The 17,834-nt window shown below is 61.9% G+C and carries 16 protein-coding genes, 1 tRNA gene and 1 pseudogene; 9 read left to right on the forward strand and 9 right to left on the reverse strand.

Annotated features, from left to right (window positions below):
* Nucleotides 1–350: 350 nt before the first annotated feature.
* The 3 genes from HU737_RS13815 to HU737_RS13825 all read left to right on the forward strand — a co-directional run bounded on the left by HU737_RS13815 (nt 351) and on the right by HU737_RS13825 (nt 2,778).
* On the forward strand, nt 351–842 hold the full coding sequence (locus tag HU737_RS13815) for a histidine kinase (RefSeq protein ID WP_186556320.1): 492 nt from the start codon (nt 351–353) through the stop codon (nt 840–842).
* Between the two features lie 390 nt (nt 843–1,232).
* Entirely contained in the window at nt 1,233–2,129 is an 897-nt protein-coding gene (locus HU737_RS13820; protein ID WP_186556319.1) for a sensor histidine kinase, read from the forward strand.
* Nucleotides 2,119–2,778 (forward strand): response regulator, encoded by a 660-nt coding sequence (locus HU737_RS13825; RefSeq protein WP_186556318.1) that lies wholly within the window; start codon nt 2,119–2,121, stop codon nt 2,776–2,778. The genes HU737_RS13820 and HU737_RS13825 overlap by 11 nt, the downstream gene beginning before the upstream one ends.
* Here HU737_RS13825 and yegS read toward each other — a convergent pair.
* Nucleotides 2,762–3,649, reverse strand: coding sequence for a lipid kinase YegS (gene yegS, locus HU737_RS13830; RefSeq protein WP_186556317.1), 888 nt, complete (start codon nt 3,647–3,649; stop codon nt 2,762–2,764). The genes HU737_RS13825 and yegS overlap by 17 nt on opposite strands.
* A 300-nt stretch (nt 3,650–3,949) precedes the next feature.
* Between yegS and HU737_RS13835 the strand changes: the two genes are divergently transcribed.
* Both HU737_RS13835 and HU737_RS13840 read left to right on the forward strand, forming a co-directional pair.
* Entirely contained in the window at nt 3,950–5,404 is a 1,455-nt protein-coding gene (locus HU737_RS13835) for a mannose-1-phosphate guanylyltransferase/mannose-6-phosphate isomerase (RefSeq protein ID WP_186556316.1), read from the forward strand.
* 56 nt (nt 5,405–5,460) lie between these two features.
* Nucleotides 5,461–6,708, forward strand: coding sequence for a glycosyltransferase family 4 protein (locus HU737_RS13840; protein ID WP_186556315.1), 1,248 nt, complete (start codon nt 5,461–5,463; stop codon nt 6,706–6,708).
* Here the strand turns inward: HU737_RS13840 and HU737_RS13845 are convergent.
* The gene (locus HU737_RS13845; RefSeq protein WP_367616033.1) at nt 6,697–7,923 is read right to left on the reverse strand and encodes a molybdopterin molybdotransferase MoeA; all 1,227 of its coding nucleotides are present in this window, start codon (nt 7,921–7,923) and stop codon (nt 6,697–6,699) included. The genes HU737_RS13840 and HU737_RS13845 overlap by 12 nt on opposite strands.
* Entirely contained in the window at nt 7,907–8,446 is a 540-nt protein-coding gene (gene moaB / locus HU737_RS13850) for a molybdenum cofactor biosynthesis protein B (RefSeq protein WP_186556314.1), read from the reverse strand. Before moaB ends, HU737_RS13845 begins: the two co-directional genes overlap by 17 nt.
* Before the next feature lie 182 nt (nt 8,447–8,628).
* Between moaB and HU737_RS13855 the strand changes: the two genes are divergently transcribed.
* Together HU737_RS13855 and HU737_RS13860 are read left to right on the forward strand one after the other, a co-directional pair.
* Complete coding sequence (locus tag HU737_RS13855) at nt 8,629–8,850, forward strand: YgdI/YgdR family lipoprotein (RefSeq protein ID WP_023632528.1); 222 nt, start codon at nt 8,629–8,631, stop codon at nt 8,848–8,850.
* 81 nt (nt 8,851–8,931) lie between these two features.
* Nucleotides 8,932–9,008, forward strand: a tRNA-Pro gene (locus HU737_RS13860).
* Nucleotides 9,009–9,232: 224 nt separating this feature from the next.
* Here the strand turns inward: HU737_RS13860 and mqo are convergent.
* From mqo to HU737_RS13875, 4 genes and pseudogenes are all read right to left on the reverse strand, one after another.
* The gene (mqo, locus tag HU737_RS13865) at nt 9,233–10,828 is read right to left on the reverse strand and encodes a malate dehydrogenase (quinone) (protein ID WP_186556313.1); all 1,596 of its coding nucleotides are present in this window, start codon (nt 10,826–10,828) and stop codon (nt 9,233–9,235) included.
* 291 nt (nt 10,829–11,119) lie between these two features.
* Nucleotides 11,120–11,887, reverse strand: a complete 768-nt coding sequence (locus HU737_RS26610; RefSeq protein WP_392463771.1) for a methyl-accepting chemotaxis protein — start codon at nt 11,885–11,887, stop codon at nt 11,120–11,122.
* 117 nt (nt 11,888–12,004) lie between these two features.
* Nucleotides 12,005–12,835, reverse strand: a pseudogene (locus tag HU737_RS26615) (HAMP domain-containing protein); the annotation flags it as partial.
* A gap of 115 nt (nt 12,836–12,950) precedes the next feature.
* Nucleotides 12,951–14,714, reverse strand: coding sequence for an ABC transporter transmembrane domain-containing protein (locus tag HU737_RS13875; protein ID WP_186556311.1), 1,764 nt, complete (start codon nt 14,712–14,714; stop codon nt 12,951–12,953).
* Between the two features lie 267 nt (nt 14,715–14,981).
* On the opposite strand from HU737_RS13875, the gene HU737_RS13880 reads away from it, so the two are divergent.
* Nucleotides 14,982–15,155, forward strand: a complete 174-nt coding sequence (locus tag HU737_RS13880) for a PA1571 family protein (protein WP_186556310.1) — start codon at nt 14,982–14,984, stop codon at nt 15,153–15,155.
* 78 nt (nt 15,156–15,233) lie between these two features.
* Here the strand turns inward: HU737_RS13880 and pdxB are convergent, their stop codons facing one another.
* Nucleotides 15,234–16,376 (reverse strand): 4-phosphoerythronate dehydrogenase PdxB, encoded by a 1,143-nt coding sequence (gene pdxB / locus HU737_RS13885; RefSeq protein ID WP_186556309.1) that lies wholly within the window; start codon nt 16,374–16,376, stop codon nt 15,234–15,236.
* Between the two features lie 60 nt (nt 16,377–16,436).
* Nucleotides 16,437–16,679 carry a sulfurtransferase TusA gene (gene tusA / locus HU737_RS13890; protein WP_186556308.1) on the reverse strand — a complete coding sequence of 81 codons (243 nt, stop codon included), beginning with the start codon at nt 16,677–16,679 and terminating at the stop codon, nt 16,437–16,439.
* A 149-nt stretch (nt 16,680–16,828) separates the two neighbouring features.
* Between tusA and HU737_RS13895 the strand changes: the two genes are divergently transcribed.
* Complete coding sequence (locus HU737_RS13895; protein ID WP_186556307.1) at nt 16,829–17,761, forward strand: siderophore-interacting protein; 933 nt, start codon at nt 16,829–16,831, stop codon at nt 17,759–17,761.
* Nucleotides 17,762–17,834: the final 73 nt, after the last annotated feature.

Genomic DNA, 17,834 nt, shown 5'->3' on the forward strand with positions numbered 1-17,834 from the left:
AAAAACCCCCAGGCTTGAGTCGGGAAAAGTGAAATCATCTGTCCTGTATCGGCGACTTTGAGCGCAGCTTGACCCCTCACGGAAAAAGCCGCCGGGACGATTGATATCACTTTACCATCATGCTTTACTGCTGCCACATCTCCTGCCCGAACACACCTGGGACTTGTGTCCCAACCCGACCACCTATCAGGGTTTCCCCTAGGTAGCAATCGGGTGCAACCTGATGTTCGCGATATCCATTAGCCATTAATGTGACGCCATTCTCATTGCATGAACGGAGTCAGGCTTTTGCACGCGATCGACTTGGTGTGGCCCAGCCCTGCTTCAGCCTCGCACGCTGGAGCCTCATGATGGATAGCACCCCGCTGAACAGCAGCGCGCTGCAGGAGTTTCTGCTGGATGCGCAGATCTTGCTGACCAAGGCCCAAGAGTGCCTGCAACACCTTGAGCTGATCGACAACGACCCTGATGCCTGCCATTGCCTGGATGACACCCTGGGCATGCTGGCGCAGCGGGCGAATGACCTGGGCCTGCAGGAAGTGGCTCACTATGCCAACGAACTGGGACAGCTGCTCGCACCCGCGTGCCAGCACCCACAGCTCGAAGCGCAAGCCCTGCCAGCAGTGGGCGCCTGCCTGACCCTGCTTGCCTGGCAACTGGAGCTGGTCGATGCACGCACTGGGCGGTTGAACCTGGACACCTGCGAACAGACCCAGCTACTCGGTGAACTGGCCAATGCTCTAGGCCAGCCGTTTACGCAAACGTGTGCGCCTTGCCAGGCAAACGATCACCTCTGCAACCACCCGCACCCGGCGCTCCATCACCATCACCAGGGTAAATAAAGCCAGCGCCAGGCCGGCAACTAGATTGCAAGTAACTACCTTTACAGGCTCAAACTTAAAAATATAGGGAAAGTTCAGACCGCAGTAATGCACGGCGCAACACCTTAGTTGAATGTTGAACACAGACAATCCACCGGATAATGGCATTTTGCTAGTTTAGGATGCGACGCCACACCTCCCCAGTGCCCCGTAAATCCTGAGGTTTCAGACTGTTAGCCAGCCGCGACCAAATGAACTTGAAGTGATACCATGCGCGCAAACGAATGCAGGCATCGCAGATAGCCATCAATTGAATACGCACTCGGCGATTGATTGAACGCAGGATGCCCAAGCCTCTGGTCAGACACGTGCACGGCCTCCAACAGCAATAATTCAGTGGCTTTCCTATCTATGCTCCTACGCTTGAAGATCCCACAGCGTCGCTGCTCCCGCATCGCCGTGTTGCGCTGGACGACCACTGTGCTGTGCGTGGCATCGCTGGCGGCCAACCTGGTGTTGTATTGCCAAGCCTTACCCATGTCCCTGGGCTTGCTTCTGCTGCAGGCAATCGCCATGGCCGGGGTCGGCTGGCAACTGCGTCATTGGGCTCGCTCGATCAGCCTGCGCCCGGCCGAGCTTGCCGATCGAATGCTCAAGGTCCAGGAAAGCGAACGCCAGCGCTTGAGCCGTGAACTGCACGATGACATTGGCCAGCTGTTGACGGCCGCCAAGCTGCAGCTCGACTGGCTGCAACGGCGCATCCCCGGTGAGCTGCAAGCGCAATGCGCCACCCTGCGCGCGACCCTCGACGACACCTTGACCAACGTGCGCGATGTTTCTGCCTTGCTCAACCCGCGCCAACTGGCCAGCCTGGGCCTTGAAGCGAGCCTGCGCGCGCACCTGGTGCGCACCCTGGCCAACAGCGGGGTTAATTGGAGCCTGGAGTGCCAGCAGCGCCTGGGCGGCATTTGCGAAGCGGCAACCATGGCGGCCTTCCGGATTACCCAAGAGGCGGTGACCAACATGCTGCGCCATGCTCAAGCGCGCAATCTGAAGATCCATCTGCGGCGCACTCCAGAAGGCTTGGCCCTGACCATCCAGGATGACGGCCGTGGCTTCATACCGGCCCACAACCCGGCCGAGGCCGGGCAGCGTGGGATGGCTGGCATGCACGAGCGGGCGACCGCGCTGCAAGGTAGCCTGACCGTCATCAGCCAGCCCGATCAGGGCACCCGAATCGAGGCCCTGTTCCCATGGCCACCGCGCACCCATGAACGCGCCAGGACCCCCGCCACCCATGACCTGTAGATTATTGCTGGTGGATGACCACTCGCTCATCCGCGCGGGCGTTCGCGCCTTGGTTTCCGACATCCCGGGCTATCTGGTGGTCGGCGAAGCCGATGATGGCGATCAATTGCTCGACCTGGTTAAGCGCTTGAATCCAGACATCGTGCTGCTGGACATTTCCATGCGCTCGACCAGTGGCCTGGATGCACTGACCTACCTGCGCGCCAACGGCCACACCTGCAAAGTGCTGATTCTGTCAATGCACACCGATCCAGAGCTGATCATGCGCGCGCTGGAAAGCGGCGCTCATGGCTACCTGCTCAAGGACACCACTGCTACTGAACTGGAGCAGGCGCTCACTGCATTGCGCGCCGATGAGCGCTATCTGAGCCCGGCGATTGCGCACACGGTAATCAATCAGGCCCTGCTACACGCGCAAAATGGCAAGCCGCTTGGCGCCGACCGCCACAACCTTACCGCACGCCAATTGGAGATCCTGCGGCTGATCGTGCGTGGCAAGTCGACCCGGGAAATCGCCAACGGCCTGGGCCTTTCGATCAAAACCGTGGAAACCCACCGCTCGCAGATCATGAAGCGCCTGCAGATCTACGATGTCGCCGGCCTGGTACTGTTTGCCGTGCGCGAGAAGATCATCAGTCTGGACGACTAAGCACCGGCGAGCCTGCTGGCAAATGCACCCGCAAGGCCGAGGGCAGCACCTCGAAACGCAAGCTGTCCGCCTGCAGCGGCTCGCCATCGAGATTGATGTCCAGGCCCTGCGAGCTTTTGATCTCCACCCAAGGCAAGCGCGCACGAACGAATAGCCCCTCTCCGGCCAACAGGTCTCGCAAGGCGCCGACCATTTCCTGCGGGGCGGGCAGGATGCCAATATCGAGCAGGCCGTCATCGGCCAGTGCGTCCGGGCACAGCACATGCCCGCCGCCGGCCTGACGACCGTTGCCAATCCCTAATGCCAATAAATCCCCCTGCCATTGGAAATCCGGCCCTTGCAGTTCGACCGAGGCCGCTTGCAGCTCGCTGAAACGCGACAGTCCGGTGAACAGGTAGGCGGCAGCGCCCAAGACCTTTTTCAGATCCTCAGAGGTATTGGCCGTGACTTGGCTACCAAAGCCTGCGGTGGCCATGTTCAGGAACAGTTGATCGCCAACCCTGCCCAGGTCGATCGAATGCGCTGGCTGTTCGAGCAAAACCAACGCCTCGGCGGGCTCCAGAGGTATGCCGGCAGCCTTGGCGAAATCGTTGGCGGTACCCAGCGGTAACAGCACCAGGCTGGCGTGGCTACTGGCCTGCGCCATGGCCTCGGCGACGTCCCGCAGCGTACCGTCGCCGCCACCGGCGACGATATGGCTGTAACCGGCCTGCAGCGCTTCGCTGACCAGACGCTGTGCATCGCCGCCTTCCCAAGTCAAGCGCACATCCAGGGTCCAGCCCCGTTCACGCATGGCGCCGACCGCCTCGCGCACTTGCTCATTCAAGGCCTGCTTGCCGTGCAGGACCAACATTGCCTTGCGCTCGCCCATGACCTGTGCCCCCAAGAAAACCAAAAAAGGTTGCTACCTCAATCTCGACCATGGCCGAGGGCGAATTGCTGCACCCAGAGGGCAATTGCGTCAGAAAATAGCCGTATTAACACAAATGACATTGAAACCCAGGGACCAGAGGTGCATCATCGACAAATATTTGGCCATCACGGAAGATGACGGACCAAAAAGTCATTTAATTGACTTTTTGCCTCGCCAGACGCCTGACAGGTCGCTGCTTCTTTGGTCGAAAGTCCCTTTGATCGCGCTGTCCCAAGCGCCTTGCTTCGAGGCTGTGAAATGAGCGTTCTGATCCCCTGTATCATCGCTGGCGGTGCCGGCACACGTCTTTGGCCGGTTTCCCGCGAGGCCATGCCCAAGCCGTTCATGCGTCTGCCAGACGGCGAGAGCCTGCTGCAGAAGACCTTTGCCCGCGCCAGTGCCCTCGCGGGCGTGGAACGGGTATTGACGGTGACCAACCGCGATGTGTTCTTCCGCACTCAAGATGAATATCGCCAGGTCAACGCGTTCAACGTCGCCCTGGACTACATCCTTGAACCCTGTGGGCGCAACACCGCGCCCGCCATCGCCGCCGCGGCGCTGCACTGCGCGCGCCACTATGGCGAGGATAGCGTGCTGCTGATTCTGCCGGCCGACCACCTGATCCAGGATCTGCCCGCCTTCGAGCAAGCGGTCGCCCAGGCCGCGCAACTGGCCCATCAAGATTGGCTGTGTACCTTTGGCTTGCGCCCCAGCCGTGCAGAAACCGGCTTTGGCTACATCGAGCAGGGCCAGGCGCTGGAGCAGCTTGGCCATAAAGTCGCGCGCTTCGTCGAAAAACCCGATGCGCAAACCGCGCAAGCCTACCTCGACGGCGGTCGCCACCTGTGGAACGCCGGCATGTTCTGCCTACGCGTCGACACCCTGCTGCGCGAGCTGCAAGCGCATGCGCCAGAAGTGCTGGAAAGCGTAGCTCAGTGCATGCAGGTCAGTTCGGTCAAGCAAGGTGATCGCGCCCTGCAAGTGGAGCTCGACCCAGACAGCTTCGCCCAGGCCCCCGATATCTCCATCGACTATGCACTGATGGAGCAATCGACCCAGGTCGCCGTCGTCCCTTGCGAGCTGGGCTGGAGCGATATCGGCAGCTGGGAAGCGGTTCGCGAGCTGCGCGAGACCGACCCCCAAGGCAACCACTGCAATGGCGAGACCGTGCTGCACGACGTCAGCAACTGCTACATCGACGCACCTCGGCGCCTGGTGGGGGCAGTCGGCCTGGACAACCTGATTGTCATCGACACCCCGGATGCCTTGCTGATCGCCGATGCCGCGCGCAGCCAAGAGGTCAAGGTGATCGCCCAGCAACTCAAGCGCCAGGGCCATGAAGCCTACCGCCTGCACCGCACCGTCACCCGCCCCTGGGGCACCTACACCGTGCTCGAAGAAGGCCCGCGCTTCAAGATCAAGCGGATCATGGTGCGCCCGGGTGAATCGCTGTCGTTGCAGATGCATCACCATCGCAGCGAGCACTGGATCGTGGTCAGCGGTATCGCCTGCGTGACCAATGGTGAAGAGGAGTTCCTGCTCGACACCAACGAGTCGACCTTCATCAAGCCCGGCCGCACCCACCGCCTGACCAACCCCGGGGTGATCGACCTGGTGATGATCGAAGTGCAAAGCGGTGAGTACTTGGGCGAAGACGACATCGTACGCTTTACTGATATCTATGGACGCGCCCCGGCAGCAGCGGTCAGCTGATTGCCTGCGGGCGCGCCTTGCCATCCAACAGCCGACGCTCAGCGAGGATTGGGGAGATGCGTATACTTTGGACCTTGCCCTACCTGCCCTGGCCAACCACCAGTGGCAGCAAGACCCGGCAATATCACCTGCTGCGCCAGTTGGCCGAGCATGGTCACCGGATCACCTTGCTGGTGCAGTCCAAAGTCCCCCTGGGCGATGCCGCCCGCGCCGCCCTGGAGCCGCTGCTCGAGCGCCTGATCGTTCTGCCCAGGCGCCCGCTGCACAGCCCACTGAACTTGTTGGCCTCGCCGATCATCGACTACCCCATGCGGGCGATCATCCACGGCCTGGCGCCGTGCCTGCGCCACCAATTCGAGCAGTTGTTGGATGAGCCCTGGGACGTCATCCAGATCGAGCACAGCTACAGCTTCCAGCCGTTCGAAAAAGCCCTGCAAGCACGCGGCCTGCCCTACATGCTCAGCGAACACACCATCGAGTCGGTGATGGGCGCAGCCTGCCAGGATCGCCTGCCACTGTGGCTAAGACCCCTCAATGCGTTTGATCGTTGGCGCTACCGGCGCTGGGAGCAACGGGTATTGCGCCAACCCAATGAAGTGGTGGCGGTCAGCGCCCATGACGCCGAACTGATCGGCCAGATCAGCGGCAGGCCGGTGAATGTGGTGGTCAATGGTGTGGACTGCGATTACTACCAGGACGTGCGCCCCGCCCTGCACAGCCAGCGCTTGCTGTTTGTCGGCAACTTCGAATACGGGGCAAACCTTGAGGCGATCGAATGGGCGCTTGAAGAAATCCTGCCCCAGGTGTGGATGAGCAACCCGGCTGTGCGCCTGGCGATCGCCGGCCATGCCCTGCCGTCGAGCTGGAAGCTGCACTGGAACGACCCGCGCATCGAATGGATTGGCTATCGCCCAGATTTACGCGAACTGCAGCGGCGCTCGGCGCTGTTCTTCGCCCCGCTACGCTATGCCGGTGGCTCCAAGGTGAAGATTCTCGAAGCCATGGCCGCCGGCCTGCCGGTGATTACCACCAGCAAGGGCGTATCGGGCCTTGCGGTGAATAACGGCGAGCATTACCTGGGCAGCGACGAGGGCGGCCAGTTGGCCCTGCAAATCAATCAACTGCTCAATCAGCCTTGGCGGATGTGCCAACTGGGCGAGTCGGGCCGCCAGTTTGCCCGGCAGCGTCACGACTGGAGCGTTGCCGCGCAACAACTGGAAAACGTGCACATGCGCCTGACCCAGCAGGCACCGGCCAGTTCCACAGCCGTCGGCGGCGTATTGATCGGCCGCTCAGCCAAGTAGCTCGCTTAGGGGAATGAACGACACGCTGTCGCCTTGGCGCGGCGTGCTGCCTTCAAGCACCTCGACCAGCCCCTCCGCCCAGGCCGCACTGCGCAGCACGCCCGAACTCTGGTTCTTGTAGATGCGCACCCTGCCCTGCTCGATCCGTGCCCGCAGGTATTCGCGCCGGGTGCCTGCCTTGGTCCAGTCGAAACCTGCCGGGACACTGAAGCGCAGCGGTGTCACCTCGGTGACGCCTTGGCGGCGCAGCAGGTAAGGCCGGGTCAACAAGCCAAAGGTGACCAGGGTCGAGGCCGGGTTGCCTGGCAAACCAATCACCGGCACCCCGCGGTAGTGGCCGAAGGTTAGCGGCTTGCCCGGCTTGATGGCCAGCTTCCATAATGCCAACTCACCGGCTTCACGCAGGGCGATGCCCAGATAATCCGCCTCGCCCACCGATACCCCACCGGTAGACAGGATCAGATCGACATCAGCCAGGCCGGCCAGGCAATCGCGGGTGATCTGCAGGTCATCGGCAACAATGCCGACATCCACCACTTCGCAGCCCAAGCGCTGCAACCAACTGGCGAGCAGACGGCGGTTGCTGTTGTAGATCTGGCCGGGGCCCAACGGCAGGCCAGGCTCGACCAGTTCGTCACCGGTCGACAACACCGCCACGCGCACCCTGCGCACGACCTTGAGGCGGGCGCGCCCCAGGGTCGCGGCCAGGCCCAGTTCGATTGGGCCCAAACGGGTGCCTTTGCTCATCACCTGTTCGCCAGCCCGAGTCTCCTGACCTTGCGGGCGAACGTTCTGGTCGACCCGCAACGGCTCGAGAAAACTTACTCGGCCATCTTCCAGCAGCTCGACGTTTTCTTGCATTTCGACGCAGTCGGCGCCCTCGGGCAGCGGTGCGCCGGTAAATATCCGAGCACAGCTGCCGGGCTGTAATGGCTGCGGTGCGTGGCCGGCGAAAATGCGCTGGCTCACCGGCAGCGGCTCGCCCTGCCAATCGCTCAGTCGCAGTGCGTAGCCGTCCATGGCACTGTTCGGCCACGGCGGCAGGTCCAGCTCGGCCAGCAGATCTTCCGCCAACACGCGCCCCTCGGCCTCGGCCAAGGTGACCACTTCGGTTTCGGCGATGGGCGCCTGCTCAGCCAGTTTCAGCAGTTGCTCAAGGGCCTCTTCCACCGGCATCAACGGCCGGTTCTGCACGCCCTCAACCACGGCTTTCACAGGCCGCTGCCTGTTTCAGGTGAGGCACGAAATTGCATGGTCGATGCCGCGAGTCGAGCTGCTCGGCGAGGATGCCGTCCCAACCGGTGCGCACCGCGTTGGTTGAGCCTGGCAGGCAGCAGACCAGGGTGCCATTGGCCAGCCCCGCCAGCGCGCGCGACTGTACGGTAGAGGTGCCGATATCGGCCACGGAGATCTGGCGGAACAGCTCACCAAAGCCGTCCACTTGTTTGTCCAGCAGGCACCCGACCGCCTCTGGGGTGCTGTCGCGACCAGTGAAGCCGGTGCCGCCGGTAATCAACACCACCTGTACGTGCTCGTCGGCAATCCAGGTCGCGACTTGGGCGCGGATCTTGTACAGGTCATCCTTGAGCAGCACGCGCTGCGCCAGCTGATGGCCAGCGGCGGTCAAACGGTCAACGAACAGCTGGCCAGAGGTATCGGTGTCAAAAGTGCGGGTGTCGCTGACCGTGAGCACGGCGATGTTCAGCGCCACGAAGGGAGTATCTGCCTTGGCTTTCATGGGGATCCGTCGCAGGGAGGGAAGTCGATGGCGCTTGTTATATCACAGGCCGGCCCGCCATCGCCGCGAGGGTTGTTCTACATCAACCCTTGCGCATTGGCGCTATGCTGCACTGTGCAAGGAACTTGCGAGGACGCGCTGCGTCTTACAGTCATCAAGCACCATCGAACTGGAGAAACACGATGATCCAACGGACCCTTCCCGCCTTCCTGCTTGCCCTGGGCCTGGGCGCCCTCGCCGGCTGTGCATCGCCTACCGTCATCACCCTGAATGACGGTCGCGAGATTCAGGCGGTGGACACCCCTTCCTATGACGACGACTCTGGCTTCTACGAATTCGAGCAGCTCGATGGCAAGCGCACACGCATCAACAAAGACCAGATCCGCACGGTAAAAGAGCTGTGATCTGACCCTGTTTTTTGGCAAACAGTCTTTTCACAACAAGGGCTTGCGTCGAAAAATGGCTTGCAGTAGGATTTTGTTCATCGGAGTGTAGCGCAGCCAGGTAGCGCGTCTCGTTCGGGACGAGAAGGCCGCAGGTTCGAATCCTGTCTCTCCGACCAAATCCTGCTTCTCGAAAAGCCCGCCTTGCGCGGGCTTTTTGTTGTCTGCGTGAACGTCTGCTGAATACGCGTCGGCCTTTTCGCGGGCAAGCCCGCTCCCACAAACATCCCGCCGGCATCAACAACGGTGAGTTGCCTGTGGGAGCGGGCTTGCCCGCGAAAAGGCCGACGCGGATCCCAGACAAAACAACGCCTCCCGAGGGAGGCGCTATTCACAACCAGACTTACTGCACCGCAGTCGCCTGAGCCAACGCTTGCTCCGCCTGCACCGGCACGTACAGCAGTTGCAGACGCGAGCTGCTCCACTCACGGGTCTTGTTGGTCAACTCAAGGTTGTTATTCAGCTTCTGGCCATAAGTCGGCACGATCTGCTTGAGCTTGGCCTGCCACTCAGGGCTCTTGACCTGATCCTTGAAGGTCTTCTCCAGCACCGTCAGCATGATCGGCGCTGCGGTCGAGGCGCCAGGCGAGGCGCCGAGCAGTGCAGCGATGCTGCCGTCCTGGGAGGCCACCACTTCAGTGCCGAACTGCAAGATACCGCCCAGCTGCGGGTCCTTCTTGATCACCTGAACGCGCTGGCCAGCCTGGAGCAATTTCCAGTCTTCATTCTTGGCGTTCGGGAAGTACTCGCGCAGGTTGTTCATGCGGTCGTCGAAGCTGAGCATCAACTGGCCCATCAGGTAGGTGCTCAGGTCGATGTTGTCGATCCCGGCATGCACCATCGGGCTGATGTTGTGGCTGGTCAGCGAAGCGAACATGTCCAGCAGCGAGCCGTTTTTCAGGTACTTGGTGGAGAAGGTCGCGAACGGGCCGAACAGCAGCACCTCCTTGCCATCGATGACCCGGGTATCCAGGTGCGGCACCGACATCGGCGGCGCACCGACCGAGGCCTTGCCATACAGCTTGGCCTTATGCCGGGCAACCACGTCAGGGTTGTCGGTCATCAGGAACTGGCCACCCACCGGGAAGCCGGCGTAGCCTTCAGCCTCGGGGATACCGGACTTCTGCAGCAGCTTGAGCGCGCCACCACCGGCGCCGATGAAGACGAACTTGGCATTGACGGTGGTTTGCTTGCCGCCGTCGGCCAGGTCCGCCACCACTACATTCCACGAACCATTGTCGTTGCGCACGATGTCGCGTACTTCATGACGCAGGTGCAGCTTGACGTTCGGGTTGCGGCTCATCGAGGCGAACAGCTGGCGGGTGATCTCGCCGAAGTTGACGTCGGTGCCGATGGCCATGCGGGTTGCCGCAACCTTCTGCTCAGGTGAGCGGCCTTCCATCACCAGTGGCACCCACTGACGGATCTGCTCGTGGTCTTCGGAGATTTCCATGCCACGGAACAGCGAGCTGTGCTGCAGGGCAGCGACACGCTTGTGCAGGAAGGCAATGTTCTCCTCGCCCCAGACAAAGCTCATGTGCGGCACGTTGTTGATGAACGACTTGGGATTGCTCAGCACGCCCTGCTCGACCTGATAGGCCCAGAACTGCTTGGAGATCTCGAACTGCTCGTTGACCCCAACTGCCTTGCTGATGTCGATCTTGCCGTCCTTGCCTTCGCTGGTGTAGTTCAGCTCGCAGAAGGCCGAGTGGCCGGTACCGGCGTTGTTCCAGGCGTTGGAGCTCTCTTCGGCGACCTGGTCCATGCGCTCGTAGACGTCGACTTTCCAGTCCGGTTGCAGCTCAGTGAGGTAAGTCCCCAGGCTTGCACTCATGATGCCGCCGCCGATCAGCAGGACGTCGACGGTTTTTTCCGGTTGCGCAGGCTTGGAGCAGCCGACGACGCTCAGGCACAGGAGCGTCAGCAGGATTTTTTTCATAGCTCAATCCAATTGAAGTGAAGTGTCTGGCTGACCGCTCCCTGCGCATATGCACGCCCGGATTGTTGTTCTGGCTTGGCTGATCCTGGTGTCAACCGGCGCCTGGGGTTTCGATGAATCGGGTACGACCGCCGTTGCGCCCTTAAGCAGACTCCGTGCCAGTTTTACCAAGACCAATGTCTAATGGCTGAGGCCTGTCGTCGCACCCTGATTGATGTGCCTTTTATGGCGACAATCCGCCACATGCTTGGCCTCTATCAGCGCCATCTGGCGGATTTCCCCCTGGTTTTTTCAGGCGCTCAAGCGCGATGTCACTTCACCCAACTGCCCCGACAAACCATGCAGCCGCTGCCCAGCCTGCTCGGTATGCTGCACGGCCTGTTGGTTGGCCGTAGCGATGCGGGTGATCTCGATCAGATTGCGCGAGATATCTTCGGCGACGCTGGTCTGCTCCTCAGCCGCCGTGGCGATCTGCCGGTTCATGTCGCGGATCGCCTCCACCGCCGCAGTGATGCGCTGCAGCATCTGCCCCGCCTGCTGCACCTGCTCGCCACCCTCTTCGCTGCGCCGCTGGCCACTCTCGATAGCCTTGACCGCCTCTACTGCGCCCGACTGCACCGCCTCGATGATCTGATTAATCTCGGCAATCGATGCCGCAGTGCGTTGGGCCAGGCTGCGTACCTCATCAGCGACCACCGCAAAGCCGCGCCCGGCCTCACCAGCACGAGCGGCCTCGATCGCGGCATTGAGCGCCAGCAGATTGGTCTGCTCGGCGATACCCCGGATCACCTCCAGGACCTTGCCGATGCGCGTGCTGTCGTGTTCCAGATCGCGAATAACCGCAGCGGTGCCAGCGATCTCGCGGTTGACGTTGGCAATGGTGTCGATGGTGGCCTGCATGACCTGCTCGCCGGCCTGAGCACTGTGATCGGCATCGTCTGCAGCGCGCGCCGCTTCAGCCGCATGACGCGCCACTTCTTGAGCGGTGGCGGACATCTCATGCATGGCCGTGGCCACTTGATCGGTACGCTGGAACTGATCGTGCGTGCCGCGCGCCATGTCGCCGGCCAGGTTGCGCAACTGGCCGCTGGCGCCTTCAAGTTCATCGGCGTTGTCCTTGAGGCGGCCTATGGTCTCGGCCAAGAAGTCACGCAAGGTATTGGCCGCCCGGGCCAGTCGGCCCAGTTCGTCTTCACGGCGGTCATCCACGCGCGCAGCGAAGCGCCCTTGGCTCAGTTGTGCGACATAGTCGATCAGTTGGCGAATCGGCTCGATCAGGCTGCGATTGACCAGCCACAGGCTGAGCACGCCGACCAGCAGCGCCGAGCCGAGCATCACCAGCAAGCCGATCCACACAGTTCGCTGCGCGCTGGCATTGATGGCAGTGGCGCGCTCGCGGGCATCGGCACGCAATTGTTCCACCAGCACACTCATCTGCTCACTGGCCGCGCGGTCCACGCCCTTGACTGCCAGATCACCTGCGACCGGATCGCCTCCAGCCGCCAGAAACGCCTGGCGGCCTTGCGCATAGGCCTGGCCTAACTGCCGATGACTGTCGCGCAGTTGCTCAAGTGGCGCCTTGAGCTGATCGTCGCTGCTCTGGATCAGTTGCCCAAGCAACTGCTGGACCTGTTGCTCGCGCGCCTGGAACTGCTGCCAGTACTTATCCAGCTCGGCCGGCTGACGACCGCGCAGCAGCACGTTCTTCCACTCCTGCACCTGGATCTTGAACTGCAGGTTGGCCTCATCGATCAATTGCGAAGCGCGTAGCGGGCCATCGACCAGCTCGGCATAGCCACGCACGCTGGACGACAGGAACTGGAAGCACACCAGGGCAATCAGCAGCATCGCCGCCAGGCTGCCGCCGAGCAAAGAGAGGATTTGTACGCGGAGGGATTTACGCAACATCGCGGATCTCGGGAACAAGGAGGGAAGAAAACGGCGTGCCGAAACAGCGCCGCGACAGACATCCTTGTCCTCGTTCGCAGGCCAAAAAAAAGCTGCCATCGTTCGATAGCAGCCAGGTCGAGCACTCACGTCACAGCTGAGCCAGATAGTCTCAGGCAATTGCTACAGAAATGTTACAAATCAACTACATCCGCCCGCCAAGCAGCGACAAATCTTAAATCGAGGTGAACTGCAGCTGGGCAAGCCTGGCGTAGAGCGGGTTTTCCTCGACCAATTGCCGGTGGCTGCCCACCGCGACGATCCGGCCTTTGTCGATCACCGCAATCCGCTCGGCGTGCTGCACGGTGGCGAGCCGATGAGCGATCACCAGCGTTGTGCGCCCCGCCATGAGGCTCGGCAAGGCCTGCTGGATCAGGTGTTCGCTTTGCGCATCCAAGGCACTGGTGGCCTCGTCGAGCAGCAGTATCGGCGCATCGACCAGAAGCGCCCGGGCAATCGCCAGGCGTTGCCGCTGGCCGCCAGACAGGCCGATGCCACCCTCCCCGAGCAACGTTTGATAGCCTTGGGGCAGTTGCTGGATGAATTCATGAGCATGCGCGCCACGCGCTGCCGCCTCGACTTCGGCAAAGCTGGCATCAGGGCGACCGTAGCGGATGTTGGCCTCCACCGTGCCGCGAAATAGCGCTGGGTTTTGCGCCACCAAGGCAAACTGGCGGCGCAAGGCAGATGGCTCAAGTGCCGTCAGCGGCTGGCCATCGAGCAGAATCGCCCCCTGTTGCGGGTCGTAGAAACGCAGCAGCAGGTCGAACAAGGTCGATTTGCCCGCCCCTGAGGGACCGACCAATGCCAGTGTCTGCCCCGGCTCGACAAGCAGGTCCAAGCCATCCAAAGCCGCTACCGTCGGCCGTGATGGATAGGCAAAAACCACCTCACGCAGCTCGATACGGCCGCTAGCTCGCTCACCGGGTTGGGCAACTGCGCCGACCGGAGCGAGGATCGCACTCTGCGCCGCCAGCAACTCGGCAATACGTTCTGCCGCACCCGCCGCACGCTGTAGCTCACCGATCACCTCACTAAGGGTGCCGAAGGCACTGCCGACGATCAGGCTATAAAACACGAAAGCTGCCAACTCACCCGCTGAGATACGTCCGGCGATCACATCCATGCCGCCCACCCAGAGCATCACCCCCACCGCGCCCAGCACCAGCACGATCACCAAGGTGATCAACCACGCGCGTTGGGCAATGCGTCGCCGCGCGACAGTGAACGCAGCCTCTACCGTCTCAGCGAAGCGCTCGCGATCCAACGGCTGATGGTTGTAGGCCTGCACCGTCTTGATCTGGCCGAGCGTCTCGGCCACGTAGCTGCCGACATCGGCCACCCGATCCTGGCTCTGGCGCGACAGGCTGCGTACCCGCCGACCGAACAACAGAATCGGCGCCAACACCAACGGCAAAGCCAGCACCACGATACTGGTGAGCTTGGGGTTGGTGATGAACAGCAGCACCACGCCACCCAGCACCATCAGAGCATTACGCAGGAACATCGACAGCGACGAGCCGATCACCGATTGCAGGAGCGTTGTATCAGCGGTCAAGCGCGACTGAATCTCCGAGCTGCGGTTGTCTTCGAAAAAACCGGGGTGCAAGCCGATCAGGTGATCGAACACGGCCCGGCGGATATCAGCCACGCAGCGCTCACCAATCCACGACACCAGGTAGAAACGGCTGAAGGTGCCCACTGCCAAGGCGACCACCAGCAGCATGAACAGGCCCAGGGTCTGGTTGAGCTGGTGGGCCGAACCGGTCATGAAGCCCTGGTCCACCAGCAGGCGAATGCCCTGCCCCATCGACAAAGTAATCCCCGCAGTGACCACTAGCGCCAGCAAAGCCAGGAGCATCTGCTTGCGGTACGGTTGCAGGAACTGCCAGCCCAGGCGCAAGGCGCGGCGCTGACGTGAAGTAACGGAATCGGGCATGACGCAGATCATCTAGCCAAGGAAGCGCTCAGCCTACCATTCATCTACACGGGCGGAACTCAGGCCTCTTGCAGTGGATCGCATTAATGACCGGGGCATGTCCGATGGCAAGCTTGCGCCAGTGGCTATAGCTTATCGTTCTAAAGTGCTTCTGGAGCTTTGCCGCGGTTTCTGATGGACTGTCCATGTCGTGACGCCCAAGGAGCTGTCACAGGCCAGTCACGGCAAGGGGATACCCTGAGCTTGAACCTGATGAGGAGACAGGAAATGAGCTTGCAACATAGCAGCGAAACGCCCAAGACCACCAAGCCACAGCACGACCTGGATTGCGGCTCGATTATCGATGCCCAGGGCCGCGAGGTGCCGATCACCGATGAGATGATCAAAAAGGCTTGCGAAGACCTGGAAAAAAGCCGCGTCGAACGCTCGAACAAGGCCTGATACACAGAATTGACTCAACCCGGCGCATGCGCCGGGTTTTTATTGGGCGATACATAAGCCTCGCGGGACAAGGCCCAATCAGACCAGCACAGCCCCCAACGCATTGACCATCTGCGCCAACTGCGGCGACTCGCCCCGCAACTTCACTGCCAGCCCCTCGATCTCGCGCCGCTGTGGGTAATGCTTGCGCAGCAAGTCGAACGTCGCCCGCTGCTCGACCGGATCTTCACTGAGGCTGCGACGAAAATCAGCGTCGTCTCGGCGTGGGTCATACACCGCCCGGCACAAGGTCGCCAGGGCCCAGGCGGGGTCACTGCTGGCATTGAGTTCGATCTGCGCAAGGGCAGGTTCGGGTAACAAGTCCGCCAACTGCACCTGCTCAGCCTCACCACGCACCTTGCACAACGCCTGGTAGATCTGCGCAGTGCCACGCTGTTTGCCATCCAGGCTGTAGCCGGCGATATGCGGCGTGGCCAAGGTGCACAGGTCAGCCAGGTCGAGATCGACCTCAGGCTCGCGCTCCCAGACGTCCAGCACCGCATGCACGTCGTCACGCTCCAGCAGCAGATCGCGCAGGGCCTGGTTATCCACTACCGGTCCGCGGCTGGCGTTGATCAGCCAGGCGCCCGGACGCAACTGCGCCAGTTGCTCGCGCCCCAGCAAGTGCCAGGTGCTGTGCTCAGCGTCGCGCTGTAGCGGCGTGTGCAGGCTGATCACATCACACTGTTCAAGCAGCGTTTGCAGGTCGACGAAGTCACCCCCTTCAGCGGCCTGGCGCGGCGGATCGCAGACCAGCACCTTCCAGCCCAGGCCATGAAGAACGCGCACCAGGCGCTCACCGACCTGCCCTGCGCCGACCACGCCATAGACCCGCTCGGCGAGGTTTTCGCCATCGAGCTCAGCCAGCGTCAGCAGACTGCCCAGCACGTAATCGACCACGCCGCGGGCGTTGCAGCCCGGTGCACTGCTCCAGTGGATGCCAGCTTGGGCGAAGTAATCCAGGTCCAGATGATCGGTGCCGATGGTGCAGGTGCCGACGAAGCGCACCTTACTGCCCTGCAGCAGTTGCCGGTCGACGCGAGTCACCGAGCGTACCAGCAGCACGTCAGCGTCCTTGACGCACTGCGCGTCGATGCTGCGTCCGGGATAACGGCGGATCTCGCCAAATCCGGCAAAAAAGGCATCGAGCAGCGGGATATTCTCGTCGGCAACTATCAGCATGGCGCTCTCCTGTCAGGGGAACGCAGTGTAGGCGCTACGGCGGGCTCGATCCAGCGCGGTTCAGTCGGCCTTCTTGCGGATCCAGTACAGGTAGGTGCCGGCCTGCTCTTGCTGTTCGAGCAGCTCGTGCCCCAGGAAGGTACAGAACTTAGGGATGTCGCGGCGGGTCGACGGGTCGGTGGCGATCACCTTGAGCAGGCCGCCAGCGGCCAGGTTGCGTACGTGCTGATGCAACATCATTACCGGCTCCGGGCAGTTCAGGCCGGAGGCGTCGAGGACGGCGTCAGGGGTGAAATCGGTCATGGGCTACTCCGCGGATGGGTGCCCATTGTCGCTCAAGCGCGAACCAAGGGCCATCCTCATCAGCCAGGTCACCCGCGCAGGTCTGCGCTAATTCGTTGCAGTGCCCGGTCGTCCCTTTAGTACCTTCCTCTACGCACGAGGTACAACTGATGACCTCCTTCCTGTCCGGCCTGATCCGCCGGAGCAAGGCAACGGCCTATCGCATTTTCGACATCCAGCTCAAAGCCATCCAACCGCTAAGCCCTTCGCTGTGCCGTTATGTGTTTAGCGGAGAAGACGTGCGCCTGATGAGCACCCTGGCACCTGATCAACGGGTCAAGGTGTTCTTCCCCTCGCCCTCTGGCCAACCGCCGAAGCTGCCCAAGGACGGCCAATGGCAACAGGCCCGGCGCAACCTGGCCGCCGCACACACGCCGCCGATGCGCACCTACACCCTCCGCAGCCTGGACCGTGAGACAGGCGAAGTCGCGATAGATTTCGTCCTGCATGGCGTCAATGGCCCCGCCTCGGCCTGGGCCACCCAGGCGCGCATCGGTGATTGCCTACAGATGGTTGCACCCAACCTGGTCTACCGGGGAGACCCGGGAGGTTATGAGTGGAAGCTTCCACAGGCGGTCAAGCGGGTACTGCTGGTGGGCGATGAAACCGCGCTACCGGCGATTGGGGGCATTCTCGAACAATTGGCCGAAACCCAACCTGAACTGCCTGTCGAGGCCTTTATCGAGGTGCCGTTGCAAGCCGACTGCCTAGCGCTTTCGCACAGCCCCGCCACTCACCTGCACTGGTTGCCGCGCGACTTGCTGCGCTGCGATCACGTGCATGCCATGAGCCATGCTGTTCGCGAGTTGGCCACACTGCCAAGCACGGTCGCCCCAGCAGCGGTAAAGCTGGAAGAGGTGGACATCGAACAGCGCATCTTGTGGGAACTGGCCAGCGGCGAGAGCAACGAGTTCTATGCCTGGGTCGCTGGCGAATCGGCCACGGTCATGGACATTCGCCGCTATCTGATCAAGGAGCGCGGGCTGGATCGCAATAGCCTGACATTGATGGGCTATTGGCGTGCCGGGCGCAGTTTTGAATAGCGCTGGGCTGACGAGCCATTGGCGCCTGACAGCAGGTCTTGGCCCCTTCATGCTTTTGCGCGGTGAAGAGGCC

It is taken from the genome of Pseudomonas urmiensis (assembly GCF_014268815.2).
Taxonomy (GTDB): Bacteria; Pseudomonadota; Gammaproteobacteria; order Pseudomonadales; family Pseudomonadaceae; genus Aquipseudomonas; species Aquipseudomonas urmiensis.